The 21917-nt window shown below is 58.7% G+C and carries 19 protein-coding genes; 11 read left to right on the top strand and 8 right to left on the bottom strand.

The features are described 5' to 3' along the window. Positions 1-188: 188 nt before the first annotated feature. From G453_RS0111590 to G453_RS27945, 3 genes are all read left to right on the top strand, one after another. Complete coding sequence (locus tag G453_RS0111590) at positions 189-1016, top strand: hypothetical protein (protein WP_027191202.1); 828 nt, start codon at positions 189-191, stop codon at positions 1014-1016. Between the two features lie 626 nt (positions 1017-1642). Next, positions 1643-2302, top strand: coding sequence for a PEP-CTERM sorting domain-containing protein (locus G453_RS0111585; RefSeq protein ID WP_169725323.1), 660 nt, complete (start codon positions 1643-1645; stop codon positions 2300-2302). 216 nt (positions 2303-2518) lie between these two features. Next, complete coding sequence (locus G453_RS27945; protein WP_156920894.1) at positions 2519-2659, top strand: hypothetical protein; 141 nt, start codon at positions 2519-2521, stop codon at positions 2657-2659. 69 nt (positions 2660-2728) lie between these two features. On the opposite strand, the gene G453_RS0111575 is transcribed toward G453_RS27945, so the two are convergent. The 7 genes from G453_RS0111575 to G453_RS0111545 all read right to left on the bottom strand — a co-directional run bounded on the left by G453_RS0111575 (position 2729) and on the right by G453_RS0111545 (position 10407). Then, a complete protein-coding gene (locus tag G453_RS0111575) occupies positions 2729-3406 on the bottom strand; it encodes a GNAT family N-acetyltransferase (protein WP_027191200.1) in 678 nt (225 codons plus the stop codon). Between the two features lie 109 nt (positions 3407-3515). Continuing rightward, the gene (locus G453_RS23660; RefSeq protein ID WP_235731750.1) at positions 3516-5054 is read right to left on the bottom strand and encodes an FAD-binding oxidoreductase; all 1539 of its coding nucleotides are present in this window, start codon (positions 5052-5054) and stop codon (positions 3516-3518) included. Positions 5055-5142: 88 nt separating this feature from the next. Beyond that, complete coding sequence (locus G453_RS23655) at positions 5143-6120, bottom strand: N-acyl amino acid synthase FeeM domain-containing protein (protein WP_235731749.1); 978 nt, start codon at positions 6118-6120, stop codon at positions 5143-5145. Positions 6121-6139: 19 nt separating this feature from the next. Further along, the gene (locus tag G453_RS0111560; protein WP_169725322.1) at positions 6140-7366 is read right to left on the bottom strand and encodes a sigma-54 interaction domain-containing protein; all 1227 of its coding nucleotides are present in this window, start codon (positions 7364-7366) and stop codon (positions 6140-6142) included. 381 nt (positions 7367-7747) lie between these two features. Then, a complete protein-coding gene (locus G453_RS0111555) occupies positions 7748-8311 on the bottom strand; it encodes a PilZ domain-containing protein (protein WP_156920893.1) in 564 nt (187 codons plus the stop codon). 173 nt (positions 8312-8484) lie between these two features. Next, entirely contained in the window at positions 8485-9117 is a 633-nt protein-coding gene (locus G453_RS26315; RefSeq protein WP_156920892.1) for a hypothetical protein, read from the bottom strand. Positions 9118-9489: 372 nt separating this feature from the next. Next, the gene (locus G453_RS0111545) at positions 9490-10407 is read right to left on the bottom strand and encodes a PEP-CTERM sorting domain-containing protein (RefSeq protein ID WP_027191197.1); all 918 of its coding nucleotides are present in this window, start codon (positions 10405-10407) and stop codon (positions 9490-9492) included. A gap of 267 nt (positions 10408-10674) precedes the next feature. Between G453_RS0111545 and G453_RS23645 the strand changes: the two genes are divergently transcribed. After that, the gene (locus G453_RS23645) at positions 10675-11709 is read left to right on the top strand and encodes a patatin-like phospholipase family protein (protein WP_051272345.1); all 1035 of its coding nucleotides are present in this window, start codon (positions 10675-10677) and stop codon (positions 11707-11709) included. A gap of 277 nt (positions 11710-11986) precedes the next feature. On the opposite strand, the gene G453_RS26310 is transcribed toward G453_RS23645, so the two are convergent. Then, a complete protein-coding gene (locus tag G453_RS26310; RefSeq protein WP_051272344.1) occupies positions 11987-12841 on the bottom strand; it encodes a response regulator in 855 nt (284 codons plus the stop codon). 501 nt (positions 12842-13342) lie between these two features. On the opposite strand from G453_RS26310, the gene G453_RS23635 reads away from it, so the two are divergent. The 7 genes from G453_RS23635 (at position 13343) to G453_RS0111500 (ending at position 21415) form a co-directional block, all read left to right on the top strand. Further along, entirely contained in the window at positions 13343-14014 is a 672-nt protein-coding gene (locus tag G453_RS23635) for a Crp/Fnr family transcriptional regulator (protein ID WP_051272343.1), read from the top strand. Positions 14015-14088: 74 nt separating this feature from the next. Further along, a complete protein-coding gene (locus G453_RS0111525) occupies positions 14089-17850 on the top strand; it encodes a proton-conducting transporter transmembrane domain-containing protein (RefSeq protein WP_027191196.1) in 3762 nt (1253 codons plus the stop codon). Further along, positions 17843-18802: a respiratory chain complex I subunit 1 family protein gene (locus tag G453_RS0111520; RefSeq protein ID WP_027191195.1), complete on the top strand. Its 960-nt coding sequence runs from the start codon at positions 17843-17845 to the stop codon at positions 18800-18802. The genes G453_RS0111525 and G453_RS0111520 overlap by 8 nt, the downstream gene beginning before the upstream one ends. 10 nt (positions 18803-18812) lie before the next feature. Next, a complete protein-coding gene (locus tag G453_RS0111515; protein ID WP_027191194.1) occupies positions 18813-19268 on the top strand; it encodes an NADH-quinone oxidoreductase subunit B family protein in 456 nt (151 codons plus the stop codon). Beyond that, a complete protein-coding gene (locus G453_RS23630) occupies positions 19253-19789 on the top strand; it encodes a 4Fe-4S dicluster domain-containing protein (RefSeq protein WP_051272342.1) in 537 nt (178 codons plus the stop codon). The genes G453_RS0111515 and G453_RS23630 overlap by 16 nt, the downstream gene beginning before the upstream one ends. Next, positions 19782-20330 carry an NADH-quinone oxidoreductase subunit C gene (locus G453_RS23625; RefSeq protein ID WP_043645550.1) on the top strand — a complete coding sequence of 183 codons (549 nt, stop codon included), beginning with the start codon at positions 19782-19784 and terminating at the stop codon, positions 20328-20330. The genes G453_RS23630 and G453_RS23625 overlap by 8 nt, the downstream gene beginning before the upstream one ends. Further along, a complete protein-coding gene (locus tag G453_RS0111500) occupies positions 20330-21415 on the top strand; it encodes a hydrogenase large subunit (RefSeq protein WP_027191193.1) in 1086 nt (361 codons plus the stop codon). The genes G453_RS23625 and G453_RS0111500 overlap by 1 nt, the downstream gene beginning before the upstream one ends. The last annotated feature ends 502 nt before the right edge of the window (positions 21416-21917 follow it).

Genomic DNA, 21917 nt, shown 5'->3' with positions numbered 1-21917 from the left:
AGATGGCTCCGTATCGATCCCGGCATCAGGTAGGCCCTGCAGATACTGCAGTGGTATCATGTCTTGAATGTTCATGTCTTTGTTGAGAACTTGCCTTTGTGGACGATGGCGTATTACTGGCACGTCATGATGGCTGGGTGGATGTGCTGGTGCTCGGTGTGCCGGGTTTTTGAATTCCGGAGTTAGATATGACTATTGCTATTTGGCCGAGTGCAGTCAGGATCGTAGCTACGCTTCTGGTATTTATCTATCATTACCTGTCGTTGGTGGGGAAGTTGAAAAGCTATCCGACTTTGGACCGGAATGGTTATAATATATGCGCGTTGTTTCTTTTTATTTCTGGATATTATTCAATAATGTCGAAAGGGTCGCCTCACAAATGGCTGCTCCGCCGTGTGGTCGGAATACTTGTTCCGTATTGGGTCGTCATTGTTCCAGTTTTGTGTGCTAATTATCTGTACAAGTACAAACCGGCGCTTCCATGGGAATATGTTGCCATATTCCTTGGGGGCAGCATGTTCCTGGATAATCCTGTCTATGTGATATCCTGGTTCATAACATTGATTCTGTTCTTGTATCTCACGGTGTATCTGTCTGCTGTTTTAGGCGGGTACTACAGGGTTCTCCCGTACTTCGCGTGCTTTGCTGTTTTGCATTACTGCTTCAGGATGGACGATGTGCTTTTTTTGTCGTTTGTGGCGGGATATGCGGTTCGCATTACCTTCCCAACCCGCTTGGATAGTGTCGCCAATAGGTGGTGCTGGCATGCGCCGGTTGCGAGTGCGTTGTTCGGAATACAGTCTTTTTGTTACTCGTTTTTCCTCGTCCATGGCGCTGTACTCGTCGTGGCAGTGAAGTTGTTTCCCGTGGATTATGTCCTCACCCCTTTGGCCAGTGTAGTCTTGACGATGCTGATTTCCGTGCCGCACAAGTGGATATCGGATAGGGCCACGGCGAAACTGCTCGGCACCCTGGGGGTCCAGCCGCGCTCGAAGCCCGTGCCGGCCAATTCCTGACCATGGCCGCCCGGCTAACCGCCTGGGGCTTTCTTGTCGATCATCGTTCGCTGTCGGCGTGAAATGCCGGCATGTCCATCAAGCGCAACACGGTCATCTCTCCCTGCCCGTTTCAATCAGCCTCCCCCGGATTGTCTCTCGCCTCCTCTTCCGACTGACCGTTTGGTTCAGCCTGTCTCAGCGGGTCCCCGCTGCACATGGCTTCGGGCCGCACACTCTTCATGGGCGACGTTTCCGTGCTCGTGCTCACCGTCTTGTGTCGATTCGGGAGTCCGGGGATTCTGCCAGGTAGGATCGCTCGGCCGCGCACGGTCCTGCGTGAAATAAGGCGACTGTAAAAAATTCCAACTCAGGCAAGTGGAAATCCTTACAAGGGCCGCGGTTTTGGGGGGTGTTTCGTGATAAATGCACGTGATATCGGGCGGTTGGTATTTGGCATGGAACCTGCTTAATGAGTGAAAACAAATGGAGGTTGCGCCATGCAAAAGGCTGTCAGATTATTCCTGTGTGTTTGTTTCCTGGCCGTGAGCACTCAAGCTCAAGCGTTTTACACCCTGGACTTTTCCTCTCTGGGTGGAAATGTTTACACTGACATTGAAACCGTGCTGATGGCTGGCGGCTCGACCGTGCAGCAGTTCACCGCTTCCGGAATCCCGGGTGACGTTCAGATCGGCGATGTGTTCCAGCAGACCACCGTTAACACCTACGTTGCCGAATCCGCCAAGTACTTCAAGAATGGTGACTACCACAACATGCTTGGCACCGACGTGATCGGCCTCAAGGTCGATGACGGCATCCTGGACGGCGTGGTGACCAGCCTGATCACTGCCGGCGTTAACCCCCTCGGATTCGAATACAAGTACGTGGCCGGCGAAGTTGTCAGCATGTGGTACGACAACGGCGGCGGAGCTGTCGAGATCGCCAAGGTCACCATGACCGACGGCGGCGGCATCAACCTGATCCCCCAGGCTGACAAGATCGGCTACTCGACCGGTACCTTCAACCTGCTCGGTCAGATGGAAGTCCTGGTTGACAACGTGTTCTTCTACAACGGCAAGGACCTCTTCGACGAACTGTCCCCCCTGGTCGTGGCCATGTCCACCCTGGACGGCAGCATCAACCTGGATAAGGCCTTCGATGTGTCCGGCGCCTCCTTCAAGCAGACCGTCAAGTCCTCCGGCGACATGACCATCTACGCTACCCCTGAGCCCGCGACCATGACCCTGCTGGGCATCGGCGCTCTGGGCGCGGCCTTCCTGCGCAGGCGCAGCCGCCGCTCCAACTAGAGTAGCACTGCAAGGCAAAGCGGGGTTGCTTCGGCAACCCCGTTTTTTTTTGTTCGTCGACCGGTGGAGTACGTCTTCCTCCACGATGGGTTCGAGCGGGGTTGGCCCGCATTGTCAGTCGTCTTGTCCGTGCGGTCATTCCTGGTGGCTTCGCTGTGCGTCTGTCCGGCGCAATTGAGGCACAGACGCATTTCCTGGTGAGGCACATTGTCTGCCATGAACGACGTGGCAGCGCTGAGGCAAAGCGGGAAAGAGATTGCCTGGGAAATGGCTGTCAGGAAGAAGGCGCTGGTGCGCGCCTTGATCACGCCGATCAAGCCCTGGCTGCGTGCGATGGTCGGAAAGCTTGAAGGGTGAGCGTAGGGATGGATGCCAGTCCTTGGAGCGGGCGCGCTCCCAGGTGGAGGCCAAGGCGTGGGGAGCCCCTTATGCGGATGAAGACGGTACGGATTGCTGCTGCGCCTCCTCGAAGCGGCAGGAGCGACTCCCAAAGACGGTGGTGTACGTCATACGCCCAAGGCAGGAGTAGCCAATGTTGTAGAGTGCTTTCTGTATCACTGTACGGTGCGGTAGGACTCTACCCATGGCATATGTGTAGTTAATTTTTGCCATTTGCATTATCGAGAATTTTATGAGTTGCGAACCTATTCCGAGTTTCCGGTAGTTGGGGTTGACGAAAAGATTGATGAGTTCTGTAGCGTTCTCTGATGTAACGTTTTTAAGTTTATCGAAAGTATAGTTCCATGGTGTGCCCCATATGGCTGAGACTAGAGATCCGTTGTCTGTGGCTACAAAGCATGGAATGTTGTCATTGAATCTCTTTGTAATTTCATTTTCAAGAATTTTCCTTGTTTTATAAACACGCTCAAATTCACGAGGCCAAGAGTCTACTATCATTCCAATGTCGCCAGTATTGCCTTTTCGGAGAGTCAGATTCCCACATTTCCCATCAATGTCCCAGTGTTGGTCTGCTATGTTCATTGCAAACAATAAGAATGTCCTACGTTCCCAAATATTGGTCCGGACGGCATCAAGAATGCCGCGCATTCCGTCCGCCTCGTAGTGTGATACGACACCTTTGAGCTTGTCGACGATGAATGTCATTCATCTACTCCAGTCCGGTTGTACGGGGATGAAATCATAGGGCAGCGTAGCTTGTTCATTGCGGGTCGCCATGACGGAAGACAATTCGCATGGATATGTATCGTCGGCATTATTTCATGCCGTATCGCCCAGGGGCTATGATTCCCTGGGGGTCCAGAGCGTGCTTCAGGACGTTGTGGAAGTCCCGTTTCCAGGGAGGCATGAGGTCCTGGTCCGCCATCTGCATGATGCTGGTCCTGTATGTGTGAATGCCATCGGCTGAAAACGCCGCATAGAGGGCTTTGTACAGCGAATGTGCCCGGTCCTTCTCTTCCTGATTATTCTTGTTGAAGGTGATGCTCAGGATGCCCACAAGCCTGCTCGGCGACACCAGCGTCAAGGTGAGGGGCATCTCAAAGCCATGCGCGCGATACAGCGGCGCGGCGATTTCGACGATCCGCCTGGCCTTGTCCCCTTTGGCGTCCACAACGGGAGCGAACCAGATGAGCCCGAAGTCCTTGAGGCTCGAGACCCTCCATAGTATGTTTTTATATGCCTCGTCTGTGGGAATCCCCATCATCATGTCGAGGATGCTCCTGAAGGAATCCAGGGACTCGGAGACCTTCCTGAAGAAAGGAATCGGAACCACCGACATGGTCTGGAAGATGGCGGACAAACGGTCTATCGTCTTACGGCTGAAGAATTGTACGGTGGCGATCCCCTTGAAGGCGCGCTTCAAAGTGGACTTGTGGGCTTTTACGGTCTTGCGCAGGCCATAGAACCCGCCTGCGGCGCTCCATTGGCCCACTGAGAGCAGCGGGGAGGACATGATGCGAATCGCGTCGTCGTCGTCGAGGAGTGTGTTGGCGTATTCTGCCGGGCAGAGTTTTGAGGAAATGAGATAGCGCATCGGGTTCGCGATATGGACGCAGCTGCGCACGATCCCTTCAAGGCGCATTCTGCGGAGCACATTGACTATGTCGGGGAGCGAGTCTTTTGAGTGCGCCTTGATGACGAACGATTCGAAGTGTTCGGGAACAGGCATGAGCGGAATGCGCATTGCCGTGACGATGCCAAAGTTCGATTGGACGAAAATTCCTTTTACGTCCGGACCGAGGTTGGGGAATATCCCGGTCCGGATTATATCGCCCGTTCCAAGTACGACCTCGGCGTCGGCAAACTCCTCCCGGTGATTGCCAAGGGGGGTGTGGCCAAATCCGCCTTCCAGGGTGTTTCCGATGATGCTTGCGTTCTTGCCTGCTCCGGTGGTGTCCATCCAGAGGGGCTGTTTCTGGGCCTGCAGGAACTCGTACAGGTCTTGCTGGGACACGCCCGGCTCAATCTCCACGTGGCCCAGCTCTGCGTCATAGTTCCGGATTGCACGCATCATGGACAAATCCAGGAGCACATTCCCATCCGTGACGGGAGAACGGTCCCCATAGCCCAGGTTATGCCCTCGGCTGATCGGGTAGAGCGGCACGCCGGTTTCGCGGGCCAGATCCACCAATGCCTTCACCTGGGCCGACGTCCTGGGGCGGACGTGGCAGGCCAGACTTCTTGGCGTCGCAAGGCTGTTGTCCGTCAGTTGTTCGAGGTGTCTGTTGTCCGTGAAAAGGGAATCAGGGCCAACGATTGCGGCGGCCTTACTGACGAAAGCATCAATGTCCATGATGTCAGCCATGGCTAGCAGGCACTTCTTGGAGGAGTCACAATTATCCTTTTGAACATCCAGGTCCTCGTTGCCTCCGGTGGGCTGGTTATGAACGTTGTCCTGCGTACAATGCCTTATGGTAGAGGGATTCTAGGGCAATACGCTGTTCGTCGGGAAGAGATTTCAACAGGTCTGGCTTGGAGGTGAACAGCTTTCTTGCGATCTCGGATTCGAGCGGCATGTTCTTCTCCGCATTTTCCACCCTGATGTCTTCATCAATGACATGCGAATTCATCTTGACGAAGAACGAGTGTAAATCTGTCTCGAAGTCCGCATTCCCGTAGGCCTCGTAGAGTGAGGGCTCAATTTTTTGCATATTGACGCGAAGTGCAACCGCCGGAGCGTTCACTTTTTCGTAGTGTCGCTCTTCACCAAATGGTTCAAATAGGAAAATTGATTCATAAAATCTGACGTGCTTTGGATTAACCATTATGCACAAGTCGTCTGCTTTTGTGGAAAGGGCATATCGAAAGATTGCTTTGGCAAGAAACACAATGAGATTCTGCATGCGGCGCTGCGGGAGCGTGGCCAGGGAGCCAAGTTCCACCACCTTGCGTCCTGCATCGCGCAGTGAGTCGAGCTCTGGCTTGTAGAGGTCGTCCATGGGCAGGCCGAAGCGATGGGTGTCAGGGATGTAGCTCATGGTCGACAGCACGGTAAGATACGACTTGAAGACAAAGACACAGCTCTTGGGCAACAGGTGGTGCAGTCCGAAACTGAATCCGTACGGCGCAGGCGCGCTGATGTAGCCGGAAGCGAGGTAGACGTCGTGAAGTACGGTGAACGCCTGAATGTACTCGTCAAGAGTTTCGGCAATTTTGATGCTGGGGCGGTCAAGTGTTTCGAGCTTTGCATCAAGCAGGGCCGATCGGCGTATGCGGATTGTTCGCCGACGTTCAACCCCGCCAGAGAATACGCTGGGCGAGGGCGGAGGCGGGGGAGGGGGGGATGGATTTGAGATCATGATTTGTTGCATTCCGTACACCTGGGTTGTGGTAAAAATAATACCACCAGCCAAAATCATGCCAATTTAATCCGTGTGATCAGTGCTCGTCCTTGTTCGCTCCGGTCAGATTGTATTTTTTGTAGAACTCGTACAAGCGCGCCCTGGACAGGTTGGCCATCTTCATGGCTTTTGCGATGTCCCCCCGGCTGGAGCGCTGAAGCTCCCGGAAGTACTGGCGCTCCATGGATTCCAGGAGCTCGTTGCGGTAAGCCTTGTAGCTGGGCAGGGGGCGGCCGGACCATTCCCGGGTGGGTTCCTGCATGGGGTCAACCCGTGGCGCAGGGGTCCCCTCTTGCCCCAGCGAGCGTTTGGCGGCTTTGACCCGAATATAAAAAGGTAACTGCTCCGGGTAGATGATCGGCTGGTTGTGCGAGATCGCCACCACGGAATCGAGCACGTTCTCAAGCTCGCGAACGTTGCCGGGCCAATCGTGCCTGCGCAGGATTTCCAGGAATTCCTTGGAGAAACTCTTCATGGGGACCCGGTTTTTCTCGCAGGATTTCAGCAGCAGCTGGTTGGCCAGGCCGATCAGGTCTTCGCGTCGTTCGCGCAGCGGCGGCAGATTGAGCTTGAGCGACTGGATGCGATAGAGCAGGTCGGCACGAAAGAGGCCTTCCTTGACCATTTGTGACAAGTCTTTGTTGGTGGCTGCGACAAGCCGGAAATCGCTCTCGACTTCGCTTTTTGCTCCCACAGGGCGGAAGCGGCGCTCCTGCAAAACGCGCAGGAAGTTCTTTTGAAGGTCAATGGGGAGCTCGGAAACCTCGTCCAGGAAGAGTGTGCCCTTGTGGGCTCGCATGACCAGGCCTTCGCTTTTGGAGTCCGCTCCGGTGAAGGCGCCCTTGGAATAACCGAAGAGGATGGACTCCACGAGTGTCGCGGGAAGCGAAGCGCAGTCTACCACGATGAGGTTCTCGTTGCGGCGCTCGCTCAGGCCGTGGATGGCCCGGGCAAAGAGTTCCTTGCCCGTTCCGGTGTCTCCGTGGATCAGGACGGAGACGTCGCTCTTGCTGGCTTTTGCTACTGTTTTCAGGCATTTGCGCATTTCTGAGCAGGAGCCGAAGATATGGAATCGCTCCCCGACGTCCGCCCAGGACAGTTCCTCCTCGAAAAGCACCCCGTCGAGCCTGGTCAGCAGGGCCTGAAGATGCTCAATGGCGTTGTCACGCTGGATGTAGTCCAGCGCACCTTCGCGGAGAACGAATTCCAGTTCCGTGATGTCAGGTTTGTCAACAACTACAAGGACTTTCGGTGGGGTGTGCATCCCGGTGATGCGCGGGTACAACTTGGCAAGCGGTATGTTCCCTGTCTTGTTGAGGACAAGCAGGTCTGTTTTTAGACTGTGGTCGTCGTCGATAATCTCATTGAAATTCGTGATACGTGTAATGGAATGCGGCAGTCCTCGAGAGATGTCGAGTATGTCGTGAAAAAGATCAGGGCTTTTTTCGAATACAACGACATTGGCCATCGGAGAAACCTCTTCGGACCATGGAATCATGCATGGTCCGAAAGATGCTATATATTGAACATCTCTTATCCTGCGCGGGGCGCTGTTCTAGTCAAGGCTCAATTTACGTGTGCATTTAGAATCGGTCAATGCAAGAAACACGAAAATAGGGGTGTCAGTCTGAAAAAACGAGACGGCTTAAAATTCGAACTGGCGACTGAGCGTCGTGCGCAGAGACTCGGGGATTTTGAGGAATGCCGCTCCTATTTCAGTGACGGCATTGAGTGTGACGTGAACAGGGCGGCATAAAATCTGAACGATCTGTTCTGGTGTAGGAATGCAAAAAATGATCAGAAACGGCGTCTGCTTGTTTATGTTTTCAAGAACACGAGTGCTCTTTTCTTCCATTCTGATGCCAAGGCCACCATTTGATATGTTGAATATATGCACAGGCTTGTACTGCGTTTCGTTTGTCGTGAGTTTGAGTTCAATGACAGCAGGTATTGAGATGTCCTTGCGTATGAATTTCCGGAAGTCTCTGGCGTTCTGATGATTGTGTTCATTGTCGATATTCGCAAAATAGGACTCGATGATCGAATTGAGGAGAGAATTCTGAGCTTTTTTTGTTTGCTGTGAGTGCTGTCTAAGCCTGAGCGCCAATTGGGTGGATAGATCAAAACAGATTGTGATCTTATCCAGTTTGGATTTTGGCTGGTGAGTTGGAACCATGGAGTTTTGTATTAAAAGTTCTTCCCTAAGCATGAACAATTGTTTTCAAGAAACATGCCATGCGCGAAATGGATGGGTTTGGCAGGGAATGCGCCTTCCCAGGCCTCTGGCGTCCCGTGAATTTGCAAACATCCGGCCAAGTTGTAAGAAGTTACAACAGGATGTCGGATTCCTTTCCAGAGTTTCAATCCGAGGAGTGGCGCGGTCTAGCGTGCCTGGGAAGGGAAGAGGAACGCACCGACAATATGCAGGATGTCACGGTCGGGATGCGCTTCCGGCCTTGGGGCGATCCGCCACTCCCAGCGTTCCTGGGGTTCTCCCAGGGGCGCTCCGTAAAGGGGAGAGGTGGTCTGGGCGATCTCCTCGCTGAGGCTGATCCAGAACAGGTCCGTGAGCAGGGCGGTCGGGCATGCGAACGACCGGAGCCATGCAATGTGGCCGGCCACAAGATTTGATGCGAGCGTTTCAAGTTCGCAGTCGTTGTATATGCCCGTGGCCCACAGGCGTTCCATCGGGATGAGGGGGAGTTGGGCCAGGGTGTTCGCTGAGATGACGAGGTCGGCGTCAGCCAGCTTCGGGAACTCCCTGGCGAGCGCTTCGGGGCCTGCCCGCCCCATCGATTCGAGCGGCATGCGGCCGCCGCCGTCCAGGGCTCCGGCTACAGCGGGCAGGATGCCGGTCAGGTCATGCAGACAGAGATGAACGTTCCCGAGTTTTCCGGCAAGAAGCACAACCTCGCGCGGGTGCACGAGGTCCACCAGCAGGACCTTCTTGAATGTCGCCGACAACTCTTCCAGGGGGATGTCCAGACACATGCCTGAGCCGGCGACGACCACCATGTCGTTTCCGGAGCACTGTTGGATTGTATTCCGGATGAAAGCCTTGGATTTTTCCAGATGAGGCAGCCACGCCTGGACGTTTCGCATCCAGCGGGCTTTTTGCCGGAGATGTTCCCGGACATACCCGAGTCTCCGTGCGAGTGGTGCGGCTTGCGCGGTTCGCGCCCAGAACCATTCCTGAATCATTGTGTGCCTTCAGTTCCGGAGTTGCAAAAGGGTGGGAAATCCCTAGCAATACTTTTGCGGCTTCGTCCAGTGCAGACAATGGGAAGAGATGGGAATGCTGGAAGTGTCAGTGGAGGGAAAAGAGAAAACCCGGAGGCGTGTTTACCTCCGGGTTTGTAAATAAACTCGACGATTTGTCGAAGGCCTTTACAGCCTGGTTCTTTTGGCCCTGCGGTTCAGGAGGATCACGCCAAGTCCTCCGGCAGCCATGAGAAGCATTGTCCCAGGTTCGGGAGACGGCACCGGAGCCGTGCCGTAGACCACGTCGTTGGCGCACAGCATGGCATAGGCGTAGGTGAAGGTCTTGCCGCTGTACTGATCCAGGTTCAGGCCAGGCATGCCAAGGTCCCATATGGCGGTATTGAAGCCGGTGGACTTGTTGATTGCGTCGTCCCAGCCATTGAAGGAGATGCTGCCAATGAGCTGGACGGGGTTTATGAGGCTGGTTGTTACGGCCTGGTCCTTTATGGCGATGGCGTTGCGCGGGTCGAGGAGCCTGTCGTCGATGCGGACGGGGTGGTCGTAACGTCCGTAATAGCCGCCGGGCCACTGGGAGTAGTCATAGCCACCGTGGACCGTCGACTTCCCCATGGTGTCCGTTCCGTCGCTCGGGGCGGCGACGATTTTTTCGATGGACGCACCGTTCACCGTGAAGACAGTGGTCCCGTCTATGGACATATGCAGGCCGGAGATGTCATAGATTCTGTAGTTGTCGGCATTTTTGTAGTTGGTATTGCTGTTGTGGAAGACATAATCCCACTGGCTGTCGTTATTGAAGTCGAAGAACCAATCTGCTGGGACAAGGACGTTGCTGGTGGAGGTGTAGTTCAAGGCGACGGATTGGAGCGAATGGCCGGAAAAGTTAAACGTGCCGCCTGTGATCTGTGGATCGCCAATCACATCCGTACTGTTCTGATTGTGTCGGTTGTTGGCGGCTGAGGCCTGGAAGTCTGGCCAAAAAATGACCGTGGGATCGCTGTCCTTGAATTCATAGGTCGATGCCTGCGCACAAACTGCTGAGATTACTGTGAAACAGGCGATGAGCATCGACAGGGTTCTTTTCATGTGGCGGGCTCCTGCGCGTTATTCTTCTTGATCTGCTTCCTGTAAGCATTTGTTGTGCCATATGTTAAGTATCTGTAATTGCATCGTTTCATTGTCTGGGAGGGGCTGAAGCGAGAGTGAATCCTGTATTTCCGGACCTGTTCTTAGTCTTAAAATTCAAGACAGTCTTGTCGCAAAGGCCGTTCCGGCCTGGTCTCTTTTAATTGCTCGTATAAATACGCCAGCAATTTGAACCATTCTTGCAAGCCGCCCAAGAGGAGGCCGTGCATGTCGCAATTCAGGAATCTTGTCTTCAAGGGGGGCGGCGTCAAAGGCATCGCCTACATTGGCGCGATTTCGGCGCTGGAGAAGCTTGGAGTTCTCGACGGCGTTCTGCGCGTATGCGGCACATCCTCCGGAGCCATAATGGCCGCGCATCTGGCTTTGGGCGGGAAGGCCGAGCAGTTGGGCGAGATGATGACCAGCCGTTTCCTGGGTGGGCTCCTGGATGGTTCGGTGTGGCCTGTCCGGGACTTCACGCGTCTCATCAAGGAGTATGGGTGGTTCCACGGCAGGCGTCTGGCCATGTGGCTTAGGCGGCACGTGCACGACCTGGCGGGAGATGCCGACCTGAGCTTTGCCACGCTCGCCGCCCTGGCCGCACAGTCCCCGAAACGCTTCCGGGACCTTACGGTGGTCGCCACCAATGTGACGCACCAGTGCCCATTCATTTTCAACGCGCAAAACACGCCTGACGTGCGCATATGGGAAGCCCTGCGGGCCTCCATGAGCATCCCCTTCCTGTTCAGCGCCGCGAGGCTCAAGACCGGGGAACTCTGCGTGGACGGTGGGCTGACCTGGAATTATCCGTTGAATTATTACGATGACCGGGTCTGGCTTTCCCGCTCGGATGACGAAAGCCTCTTCTCCCTGTTGCAGCACCCGTCCGAGCGCAACGCGCAACGCTTCTACAACAAGGAGACGCTGGGCCTGATGGTGGAGACGCGCTCGGTGGTGCGGCCCCAGAATGGGCAGCCTGTCGAAGAGGCGCGCGAGAAGGAATCATTCCCGAGCTACCTGCGGTCCATGATCGGCCTGATGACCGATGTCACGGCCAGCAATTTCCTGAACCTGCCGGACTGGCAGCGCACCATCTTCATCGAGGCCAACGGCGTGCGCGCCACGGATTTCAAAATCTCCGACGCAGGCATCCGCACGCTTTTCGAGACGGGAACGCTTGCGGCTCACGCCTACATGGAGTGGTTTCTCGCGCCGGAGAACCAGCCTCTTAACCGGGTCGGTTCCGGGCCTGTGCCCCACTGACGGCGCGGCCAGCTAATCCGGGCGCAAGCAGTGGAAGCGGGAAAGGGGCTCTCAGGCCGGTCCTTGAATCGGCTGGCGGGACGCCGCCATGCGCCGGAGCAGAGGGGGTTATGCGCGGGAGAGTGGGAAGAGGGCGCAGCCCGGAAGAACTCCGGCAGGGGCAGCGCGCATTGGCGGAGAGCGGGCTTCTGCTCCCGCCTGATCACCGAACATCGCACCGTCGCCCGGCATGCGCGGGAGAGGCGGGTGATCTGGCGCACCGGGGATTGCGGACGGATCAGGCGCTTTCCTGGCGTGCCTCGAACAACATCATGAGCAGGTGATCGATGCCGTCCTCGTTGAAGGGGATGATCTTGAGCGTCGCCTGGATCGTTTTCCCGTCCGGGGTCTTGCAGGCAATGGGCGCGCCGGATTCAGGCAGCTCTGCGAGCTGGGCCGCCGTCTGCACGGTCTGGCTGCAATCGGGCAGGACGAAGCCCAGTTCGTCCAGAGTCACGCCCAGTGCGTGTTCGGAGGTCCTTCCGGTCAGCTTCAGAAACGCGTCGTTGGCGTCGAAGATCCTCAGGCTCTTGGACTGCACCAGCAGGGTGGGGATCGGCAGCAGCCTGAACACGCTGGCATAGATGGAAACGTCGATCTTGGCGCATTCAACGATGGACTTCTGCCTGGCGATGGCTTCGTCCAGCTGGTTGGAGCGCATCTTGGCCAGGTTCTCCAGGAACGCCTGGTATTCCTTGCTGGCCTTGAGGGCCATATATTTTTCAATGTTGCGGTTGATTATGATCTCAAGCAGGTCCTTGTTGGTGATCGGCTTGTTGATGAAATCCCACGCGCCAAGGCGGATGGCCTCCACGGCCTGTTCCAGGATGCCCACACCCGAGATGACCACGATGGGTATTTCCTGCGAGAACTCCCGCGCCTTCTGAATGAAGGAGAAGCCGTCCATCAGCGGCATGATCAGATCCACGAGGACGAGGTCCGCGTCCGGGTGCTGCTTCAGGAGGTTCAGGCCCTGGAATCCGTCCTCGGCGGGAAGAACGGCATAGCCCATGTCTTCCAGGAGGCATTCGATGGATTTGCGGACGAACTTGTCGTCATCAATCAAAAGGATCTTATTGGAGTAAGCGTCCATGTTTTTCGCCTTTCGTTTCACATAAGACGGTACGGCATAAGTACATCCCAGGAGGGTGAAGCGATATGCCCGCAGGTCGGTCAAAACTCGTCATGAGCTGCCAGAACAGGACGAACTTTCCCAAGATATCCGATGCGCGAGAATGGAGCCATCTCCGTAACCATATCTCAACCAGTCCCTTTTGTTTGTAAGCCTGCTCGATGTCAAGCTTCGAGCCGCCAAATTATGCTGAGGTTTCAGGCCTGTCGGCGATGCCGCCCACCGCTGCCGCCATGCTCTGGGAGGCCGGCCACTTCGGGATGTGTTAAAATTGCCATTTTTCAAGCTTTACATGCTGGACTCACCGGACGTGCTGGCGTATGTCAGGGGCCATCTCGACGCTGCTTGATTCCCCGATCTGACTCTCCTGCCGAACTCGGACCAACCCTCCAGATTTACGGATTGTTTGGAAGTCAGCGACTTGATCGAGCCGTGCAAAAGCTCTCTGCATGGTGATCTCAAATGTCTTTAAAAAATCAAAAATTCGGCCAAGGCCTTCTCGAAACGCTCTACAGGCCCGAGAACAGCGACCTTTTGTCCCAACTGAACGAACGCCGCTATAAAAAACGCCACATCCTGTTCATGCCTCACAGCAAGGAGGATCTGGTCTTCATAGTCAAGGAAGGCAAACTCCGGGTCTATCTGGGGCTGGACGGCAAGGAACTCTCCCTGGTCCTTCTCGGGCCTGGCGACATCTACACCTCGCACACGCGGGCCTACGTTGTGGCCATGGAAGACTCGGCGGTGCTCACCTGCCCGGTTTTCAAGTTCTATACACTGGCTACGAAAAACCAGGGATTCAGCCTGCCGCTGTTCATGTCCCTGGGCAAGCTGCTGTCCGGGTCCATCTCGCTTATCGAGAACCTGTACTTCTACGACATCGACAAGCGCGTGGCCGCCTACTTCTACGAGGAGGCGCTGGTGCACGGCGACGAGACCGACGAGGGACTGCTGGTCCACGTGGGGCTCACCGTGGACAATATCGCCACCATTGTCGGGTCATCCAGGCAGACTGTGTCCTCGCTGATATCCGGCATGGAGAAGGACGGCATCCTGAAAAAGGTTGCGCGAGGGGAATATCTTGTGAAGAATATGGATGAGCTGAAGTATCTTGCGCATCCGTGTCCTGAATAATTCCTGAAAAAGCGTCGGCTGGCGGACAGAAATCGTTCGTGGGCTGAGGTAAAGCCTCCGGAAAGGAGGCTCTCATGGAACTGTCCACGCAACTGGGACTGCTTGCCGGATCGGCGATCGCGGTCCTTGGAGAAATACGCGCCCTGAAGTCTTTGGGCCGGATGCAGCGCCTCATGGCGTTCTCCGCCCTGGCTCAGGTCGGGTATATAGTCATAGGCATAAGCCTTGGAACGCTGTCGGGCCTCACGGGCGCGGCGGCGCATTTCATGTTCCAGGCCGGGGCGCGCGCCCTGTGGTACCTGAGCCTGACGCGGCTTTCGTCCGGCTCGGGCCATAACGATCTGACCCTCGACGGGCTTCGCGGCGCGGGAGCGCGCCAGCCCTTCGTGGCGCTTCTTCTGGGTTTCGCGGTGTTCGCGGCCATCGGGCTCGGACCTTTCAAGGCTCCCGGCGGCAAGGGGCTCATCCTGTTCGCCGCCGTGGAAGGCGGCCACTGGCTGACCGCCCTGGCCATGGCTGCCGCGAGCCTGTGCGCGGCGCTCTACACCATCCGCATCGTCCAGGCCGCGTGTCTGGAGAAGTCCGACGTCCAGGAACCCCAGGCGGGACGCGGGGCGTCCTCCTTCCCGTTGCTGGCGGGACTGGCCGGGGCGCTCATGCTGGCCTGTCTGTTCCCCGAGCCCCTGGTGCACATGGCCCAGGGCTTTGCCGCGTCGCTGACCGGCAAGGCCGCAGCCGCGCTGCCGGAGCTCGAGGGCGGCTGGCCCTTGCCGGTGCTCATCCCCTACCTGGGCGCGTTCGTGCTGTACCTGGCCGGGCGTTCCATGCCTTCGGTGCGCAACATCCTGGTGGGCGTGTTCGCCGCCGCCATGGTGGCGGCCTTCTGGGCCGAGTCCGGGCTCGCGCCGCTCCAGCAGCTGTTCGGCGGGCTATTCGCCCTGGCCGGAGCGCTGATAGCGGTCTACTCCATCGGCTACATGGAGCACGAGAAGGGCGGCAACCACTACTTCTTCTTCCTGTTCCTGATGATCGCGTCCCTGATCGGCCTGGCCACCGCCCCGACGCAGGGCGGCCTGTTTGCCTTCTGGGAGATCATGACCTTCAGCTCCTACATGCTGGTGGTGCACAAGCGCTCCCGCGAGGCCCTGGACGCGGGCAAGCTGTACTTCGTGATGTGCGCCGGCGGCGCATACGCCATGCAGGTGGGCCTGTTCGCACTGCAAGCCGCTGAGCCCCACGCCGGGCTGGTCCAGGCCGCCACGGCCTTCCAGGCCTTCGGCCCCGTGGCCGCCCTGGGCATAGCCCTGCTGATGCTGGCGGGATTCGGCGTCAAGGCCGGTCTGTTCCCGCTGCACTCCTGGCTTCCTGCAGCCCACCCCGTGGCTCCCTCGTCCATCTCCGCGCCTCTGTCGGGCCTGCTGACCAAGGCGGGCGTTCTCGGCCTCGCCGTTCTCGCGCCCCTCATGGCCGCCGGGTCGCTCTCGGGAGGCGGGCAGAGCCTGTCCTCGCTTCTGTCCTTCGCCGCCGCCGTGACCTTCGTCCTGGGCGAGGTGATGGCCCTTCGCCAGAGCGACATCAAGCGCATGCTGGCCTATTCCACCCTGGCCCAGATCGGCGAAGTGACCCTGATCCTGTCCATCGGCACCTGGGCGGCCACCACCGGCGCGTTGACCCACGTGGTGAACCACGCCGTGATGAAGGACCTGCTGTTCCTCGCGGCTGGCGGGCTGATCATGCGGGCCGGAACCCAGCAGCTCGACGGCCTGAAGGGCCTTGGCAAGGCCATGCCCTTCACCGGCGTGTGCATGGCCATCGGCCTGGTGTCCATCATGGGCCTGCCGCTCACCGGCGGGTTCTTCAGCAAGTTCCTGATGCTGCACGCCGCCGTGACCGCCGGGCACGCCTGGACCGCCGCCCTCATCCTGGCGGGAAGCCTGATCGGCTGCGTGTACTACGGCAAGATCATCAAGGTGCTGTTCTTCAACGCCTACACCGGCAAGCCCGTGCAGGAGCTCCCTGTGAGCATGCGCGCGGCCCTTGGCGTGTTCGCCGCCGCCGCCCTGGCCTCCGGCGTGTTCCCGCAGGCCTGGGCCGGTCTGGTCATTCCGGCTGCCGACGCCCTGGTCCCCGCAGGCGAGCACGTGCTGGCCTCACTCTCCGTGACCTGGACCGTGTCCGCGCTGCTGCCCATCATCGGCGCTGCCGCAGCCATCTGGTTCCGCGCGGATCTCAAGAAGGCCGGTGTCATCGCCACCGCGAGCCTCATCCTGGCCCTTGTCGCCCTGGTCGCCGAGTCCGGCTCCTGGGGCGGCTACCAGCTGGCCTTCGCCGCGCTGGTGCTGCTGACCGGCGCGTGCAACATCGCCTACTCCACCGGCTACATGACCCACAGCCACACCGGCTGGCGCTTCATCGCCGTGTTCCTGACCATGATCGCAGGCCTCGTGGGCATGGCCTCGGCCACGTCGCTGGTGGCCTTCTTCTGCTTCTGGGAAGTGATGAGCAGCTGGCCGCTGTTCTTCGCCATCATCCACGAGGAGAGCCCTGCGGCCCGCAAGGAAGGCACCAAGTACTTCCTGTTCAACCTGGCCGGGGCCTCCTTCCTGTTCCTGGGCGTCCTGCTGCTGGGGACCTCGTCCGGCGGCTACGGCTTCGAGGACGTGACCCGCGCCCTGGCCGCGCAGCCCTCCTCGCAGTGGCTGTTCGCCGTGGGACTCATCGTCCTTGGCATGCTCATGAAGGCGGCCATGCTGCCTGTTCGCATCGACTGGCAGATGCACCCGCCCACCGCGCCTACGCCCGTGAGCGGCTACATCTCGGCCATGCTGCTTAAATGCGCGCCCTTCGGCATCGTGCTGGTGCGCTTCGTGCTGGCGCGCGACGTGTCCCCGGAGTCCGCCCAGGCGCTTGATTCACTCCTGTACGTGGGAGCCTGGATCGGCGGCATCACCATCCTGTACGCGGGCATCCAGGCCCTGGTGCAGACCGGAATCAAGGAAATGCTGATCTACTCGACGGTCAGCCAGCTCGGGTACATCGTGCTGGGCGTGTGCCTGGCCACGCCGCTTGGCGTGGCGGGCGGCCTGCTGCACCTGTTCAACCACATGATCTTCAAGAACCTGGCCTTCCTCTGCGCGGGGGCGCTGATGTTCAGTACCCACGCGCATTCGCTGCACGAGCTGGGCGGAATCGGCCGCAAGATGCCGCTGACGCTGCTGGCCTTCGCGGCCGCACTGTTCTCGGCTGCGGGCATGCCCCCCTTCAACGGCTTCAGCTCCAAGTTCATCCTGTACTACGCGCTGATCGAACAGGGTGAGGTGCTGCTGGCCATCATCGCCATCCTGACCAGCGTCATCACCCTGGCCTACTTCCTGAAGTTCATGCACTCCGCGTTCTTCGGGCAGCTCTCGCCTGCGGCGGCCCACGCCAAGGAGCCCGGCCTGTTCATGCGCCTGCCCATCCTGATCCTCTCCGGGCTGTGCCTGCTGACCGGCCTGTTCCCGGGTCTGGGGCTCATGCCCATTGCGGCCATCGAGACAAGCTTCGGGCTTACTCCTCCGGTGGTCGGGCTGTCGGGCGTGCTCTCCGGCCCCGGCACCCTGGACATCACGCTGCTTGGCTTCATGATCCTGGTGACCGGCGGCGGCCTGTGGTTCGGCGCGATGAAGCTCATCCGCACGGCGCGGCGCACCGCCATCCACACCTGCGGCGAGGCGGTGGATATCCATCAGACCCACCTCGGCCCCTCGGACATCTTCGCCACACCTCTGCAACTCTTGTCGCGCATGACCAGAGGCTACTTCCAGGTCAAGCGCGCCGGAGGCCACAATGAGTAATATACTGGAAGCGACCTTCGCCCTGCTTGTCTTCCCTGGCGGAGCGGCAGCACTGGCCCTGGGGCTGTTCCTCAAGGGCATCGACCGCCGCGTGGCGGCACGTCTGCAGCGCCGGGTCGGCCCGCCGCTCATCCAGCCCGCGCTGGACATCCTGAAGCTGTGCACCAAGGAAACCCTGATCCCCACCTCGGCCAACGAGGCGGCCTTCATCCTGGCCCCGGTGCTGGGACTGGCCGGAGTGCTGGTCACGGCGGCGCTCATGCCCATCGGCGGCGTGTGGTCCGGCGTCACCGGCCTTGGGGACCTCTTGCTGCTCCTGTACCTGCTGCCCATCCCGGCCATGGCCTTCATGGTGGCCGGTTCGGCCTCCAGCTCGCCTTACGGCGCGCTTGGCTTCTCGCGCGAGATGGCCATCATGTTCGCCTACGAGATGCCGCTCATCGCAGCTTTCCTGGCCTGCGGCGCTCGCGCCGGAGGCGTGGGCGAGGCGGCCATGTCCCTTCAGACCATCATGAACTATCAGTATGCCAACGGGCCGCTGCTTTTTGACCCGGTGATGCTTCCCGCCCTGGCCGCGATGATTATCTTCATCCCCGGCACCATGAGCGTGGGCCTGTTCGACATCCCCGAGGCCGAGCCCGAGGTCATCGAAGGCCCCCTGCTGGAATACTCCGGCCCGCTGCTTGCGGCCTTCAACCTGATGTCCGCCGTAAAGCTGGTGATCGTGCTGGAGCTGGTCGTCGCCCTGTTCTGGCCCAATCCCCTGGGTTCCAACGTGCTCGTGAACCTCATCTGGCACGTGGCCAAGTGCCTGACCCTGATGCTGGTCACGGTGACCTGCTTCAGGGTCTCCACGGGCCGCCTGCGCCTGGAGCAGGGGTTCACCGTGTTCGTCAAATACGCCGCCCCGCTGGCTCTGGTGAGCCTGGGCTTGGCTTCAATCCTGCGTTAGCGAGGATATCATGTTCAAGTCCCTCGGAAGTCTCGTCACGCGCTCCCCGTGGATCTACCGGCTGAACGCCGGATCCTGTAACGGCTGTGACGTGGAAATGGCCACCACGGCCCTCATACCGCGCTACGACGTGGAGCGCCTTGGCTGCAAATACTGCGGCAGCCCGCGCCACGCCGACATCGTGCTCATCTCCGGCCCCCTGACCCTGCGCGTGCGCGACAAGGTGCTTAGGGTGTTCGACGAAATCCCCCACCCCAAGGTCACGGTGGCCGTGGGCGTCTGCCCGGTGACGGGCGGAGCCTTTCGCGACAGCTACACCTGCGACACCGCCCTGGACCAGTACATCAACCTGGACGTGATCGTTCCCGGATGTCCGCCAAGGCCCCAGGCCATCATCGAAGGCATCGCCAAGGCCCTGGAGGTCTGGAAAGAACGCATGGAGGAGGGCGCATGCTCCCGTTCCTGAAAATAATGGTGAAGAACCTGCTGGCCGGTCCCAGCACCGAGGCCTTCCCCTTCGCCCCGGCCCACACCCCGGCGCGGTTTCGCGGCAAGGCCAACCACGACAAGAGCAAATGCATCCTGTGCGGCATCTGCCGACACGTGTGCGCTGCCGGGGCCATCCAGATGCGCGTGGTCGAGGACGGCTCTGGCGTTGAGTACGTGCTCTGGCACAACAGCTGCGTCTTCTGCGGCCTGTGCGCCCACTACTGCCCCACCAAGGCCCTGACCATGACCGACGACTGGCACATGGCCCATCGCGGCGAGGACCGCTTCGCCGTGCGCGAGGACAGCTTCGTGCGTTACGGGCAATGCTCCACCTGCGGCTCACGCATCCAGCCCCGTCCCGCCGTGATCGTGGAAGCCCTGGGGACCAAGTACCCGGACCGTTTCCTGATGTGCCCTTCCTGCAAGCGCGAGAGCCTGGCCAAGCGCTCTGTTCCCGCGAAACCCGCCATGGAAACAAGTGAGACCAGCGATGAATGAAATCGCCCAAAAGATATTGACCGACGCCGTCACCACGCTGCTCGGCGAGGACAGCGTCCACTGGACCAAGGACCTGAAGAACAACTCCTACGGCTGGGTGAAGCTCTGCGAGTCCGGCGCGCTGGAACTGCTGGCCCCCAGGCTTGCTGCGGCGCGAGCCAGGCTCCTGACCATCACCGCCTACCGCACCGACAAGTACGCCCGTGTGGACGGCCGTGAGATCGCCTACCACTTCGACCTGGACGGCGTTGTCCTGACCGTCAGCGTCTGCGTGGACGAGGACCCGCCCCGGGTCCCCTCGATCTCCCGCTGGTTCCGCAACGCCGACTGGAACGAGCGCGAGTTCATGGAACTCTACGGCATCAAGGTCGAGAACCATCCCAACCCGCGCAGGCTGTTCATCGACAAGGACCTGGACGCGGGCCAGTTGGACAAGCTGATTCCCTTGTCCACCATGATGAACGGAGCGAGCACCAAAACCCTCTGGGAGAAGGTCTTCTCCGGCATGGACATGCCCAAGTGGGCCAAGGAGGCAAAATAATGTCCTCGACATACACTCTGCCGGTCGGCCCTCTGCACGTGGCGCTCGAAGAGCCCATGTACTTCGACGTCAAGGTCGAGGGAGAAACCGTGCGCGCCGTGGAACTGGCCGCCGGGCACGTGCATCGCGGCATGGAAGCCCTGGCCATGAACCGCAACTGGTTCCAGAACATCACCCTCACCGAGCGCGTCTGCTCCCTGTGCTCCAACAGCCATCCGGCCACCTACTGCATGGCCCTGGAGAACCTGGCGGGCATCGTGGTGCCCGAGCGCGCGCAGTATCTGCGCGTCATCGCCGACGAGGTGAAGCGCATCGCCTCCCACCTGTTCAACGTGGGCATCATGGCCCACCTGGTGGGCTTCGACTCGCTGTTCATGCACGCCATGGAAATCCGCGAGATCATGCAGGACGTGAAGGAAGGCGTGTACGGCAACCGCATGAACCTGGGCGCGCTGACCATCGGCGGCTGCCGCTACGATATCGACGAAGAGAGCAAGGGCTTCATGCTCGCCCAGCTGAACAAGCTGAAACCCCTGGTTGCCGAGCTGCACAACGTCTACGACACCGACCCGCTCATCAAGACCCGCACCCAGGGCATCGGCGTGCTGCCCCTGGACAAGGCCATCGAATACGAAGTGGTCGGGCCTGTGGCGCGCGCTTCGGGCGTGAACTACGACGTGCGCCGCAAGGCTCCCTACGCCGTCTATCCCGAGCTGAACTTCGAGGTGCAGACCGACACCGCAGGCGACGTGCATTCGCGCGCCATGCTGCGGATTCGGGAAGCCGTGGAGTCCGTGTCCCTCGTGGAGCAGTGCCTGGAGCACATGCCCGAAGGCCCCAACCAGCTCGCCGGGTTCGTGCAGATTCCTGAGGGCGAGGCCATCGCCCGCTCCGAGGCTCCGCGCGGCGAGGTGTTCTACTACGTGCGCTCCGACGGAACGGACATGCCTCAGCGCCTGAAGTGGCGCGTGCCTACCTACATGAACTGGGAGGCCCTCCAGGTGATGATGGCGGGCTGCCAGGTGGCGGATATCCCGCTCATCGTCAACAGCATCGACCCCTGCATCTCCTGCACCGAGCGCTGATCGCGCTGCCAAGACTCTGTGAGTCCAACGAGCCGCCCTCCGGGGCGGCTTTTTTGTTGTATTCGGGAAATGCATGCAAAGAATTCAGAAATTTTCCTGGAGTAAGGATGTATAGCTGGAATGACATGGGTTTGGCTTGTGTATTGAAAATGTATTGATAGGTTACGTGCACGTATTCGTTGCGAATCTTGATTTGTGTGTCGTGGAAATGTCGTGAAAGTGTCAAAGATTGTTAATGCTATTAAGTTTGAGAGTGGTAGGTGTGTGGATATTTTGTTTTGCATCAATGGTGATTGATGTGCATGTTGTTTGTTTTGTATATATTGATGTCGTTGGTGGTCGTGATGGAGCTTCAGAATGCATGTTTGTGTGCATGCTAAGTTCTCGATGTATTTGAGTGGTATTAATGGTTGCGCTTCGCTTTGCGAGGTTTGTCGGGATTGTTTACAGAACTTTTGCCATGCGTCCAAGAGTGGTTATTCGTTTGGTCAATGCGCATTTG

This window comes from Fundidesulfovibrio putealis DSM 16056 (assembly GCF_000429325.1).
Lineage (GTDB): Bacteria > Desulfobacterota > Desulfovibrionia > Desulfovibrionales > Desulfovibrionaceae > Fundidesulfovibrio > Fundidesulfovibrio putealis.
This window is presented reverse-complemented; position numbering and strand designations above follow the sequence as displayed.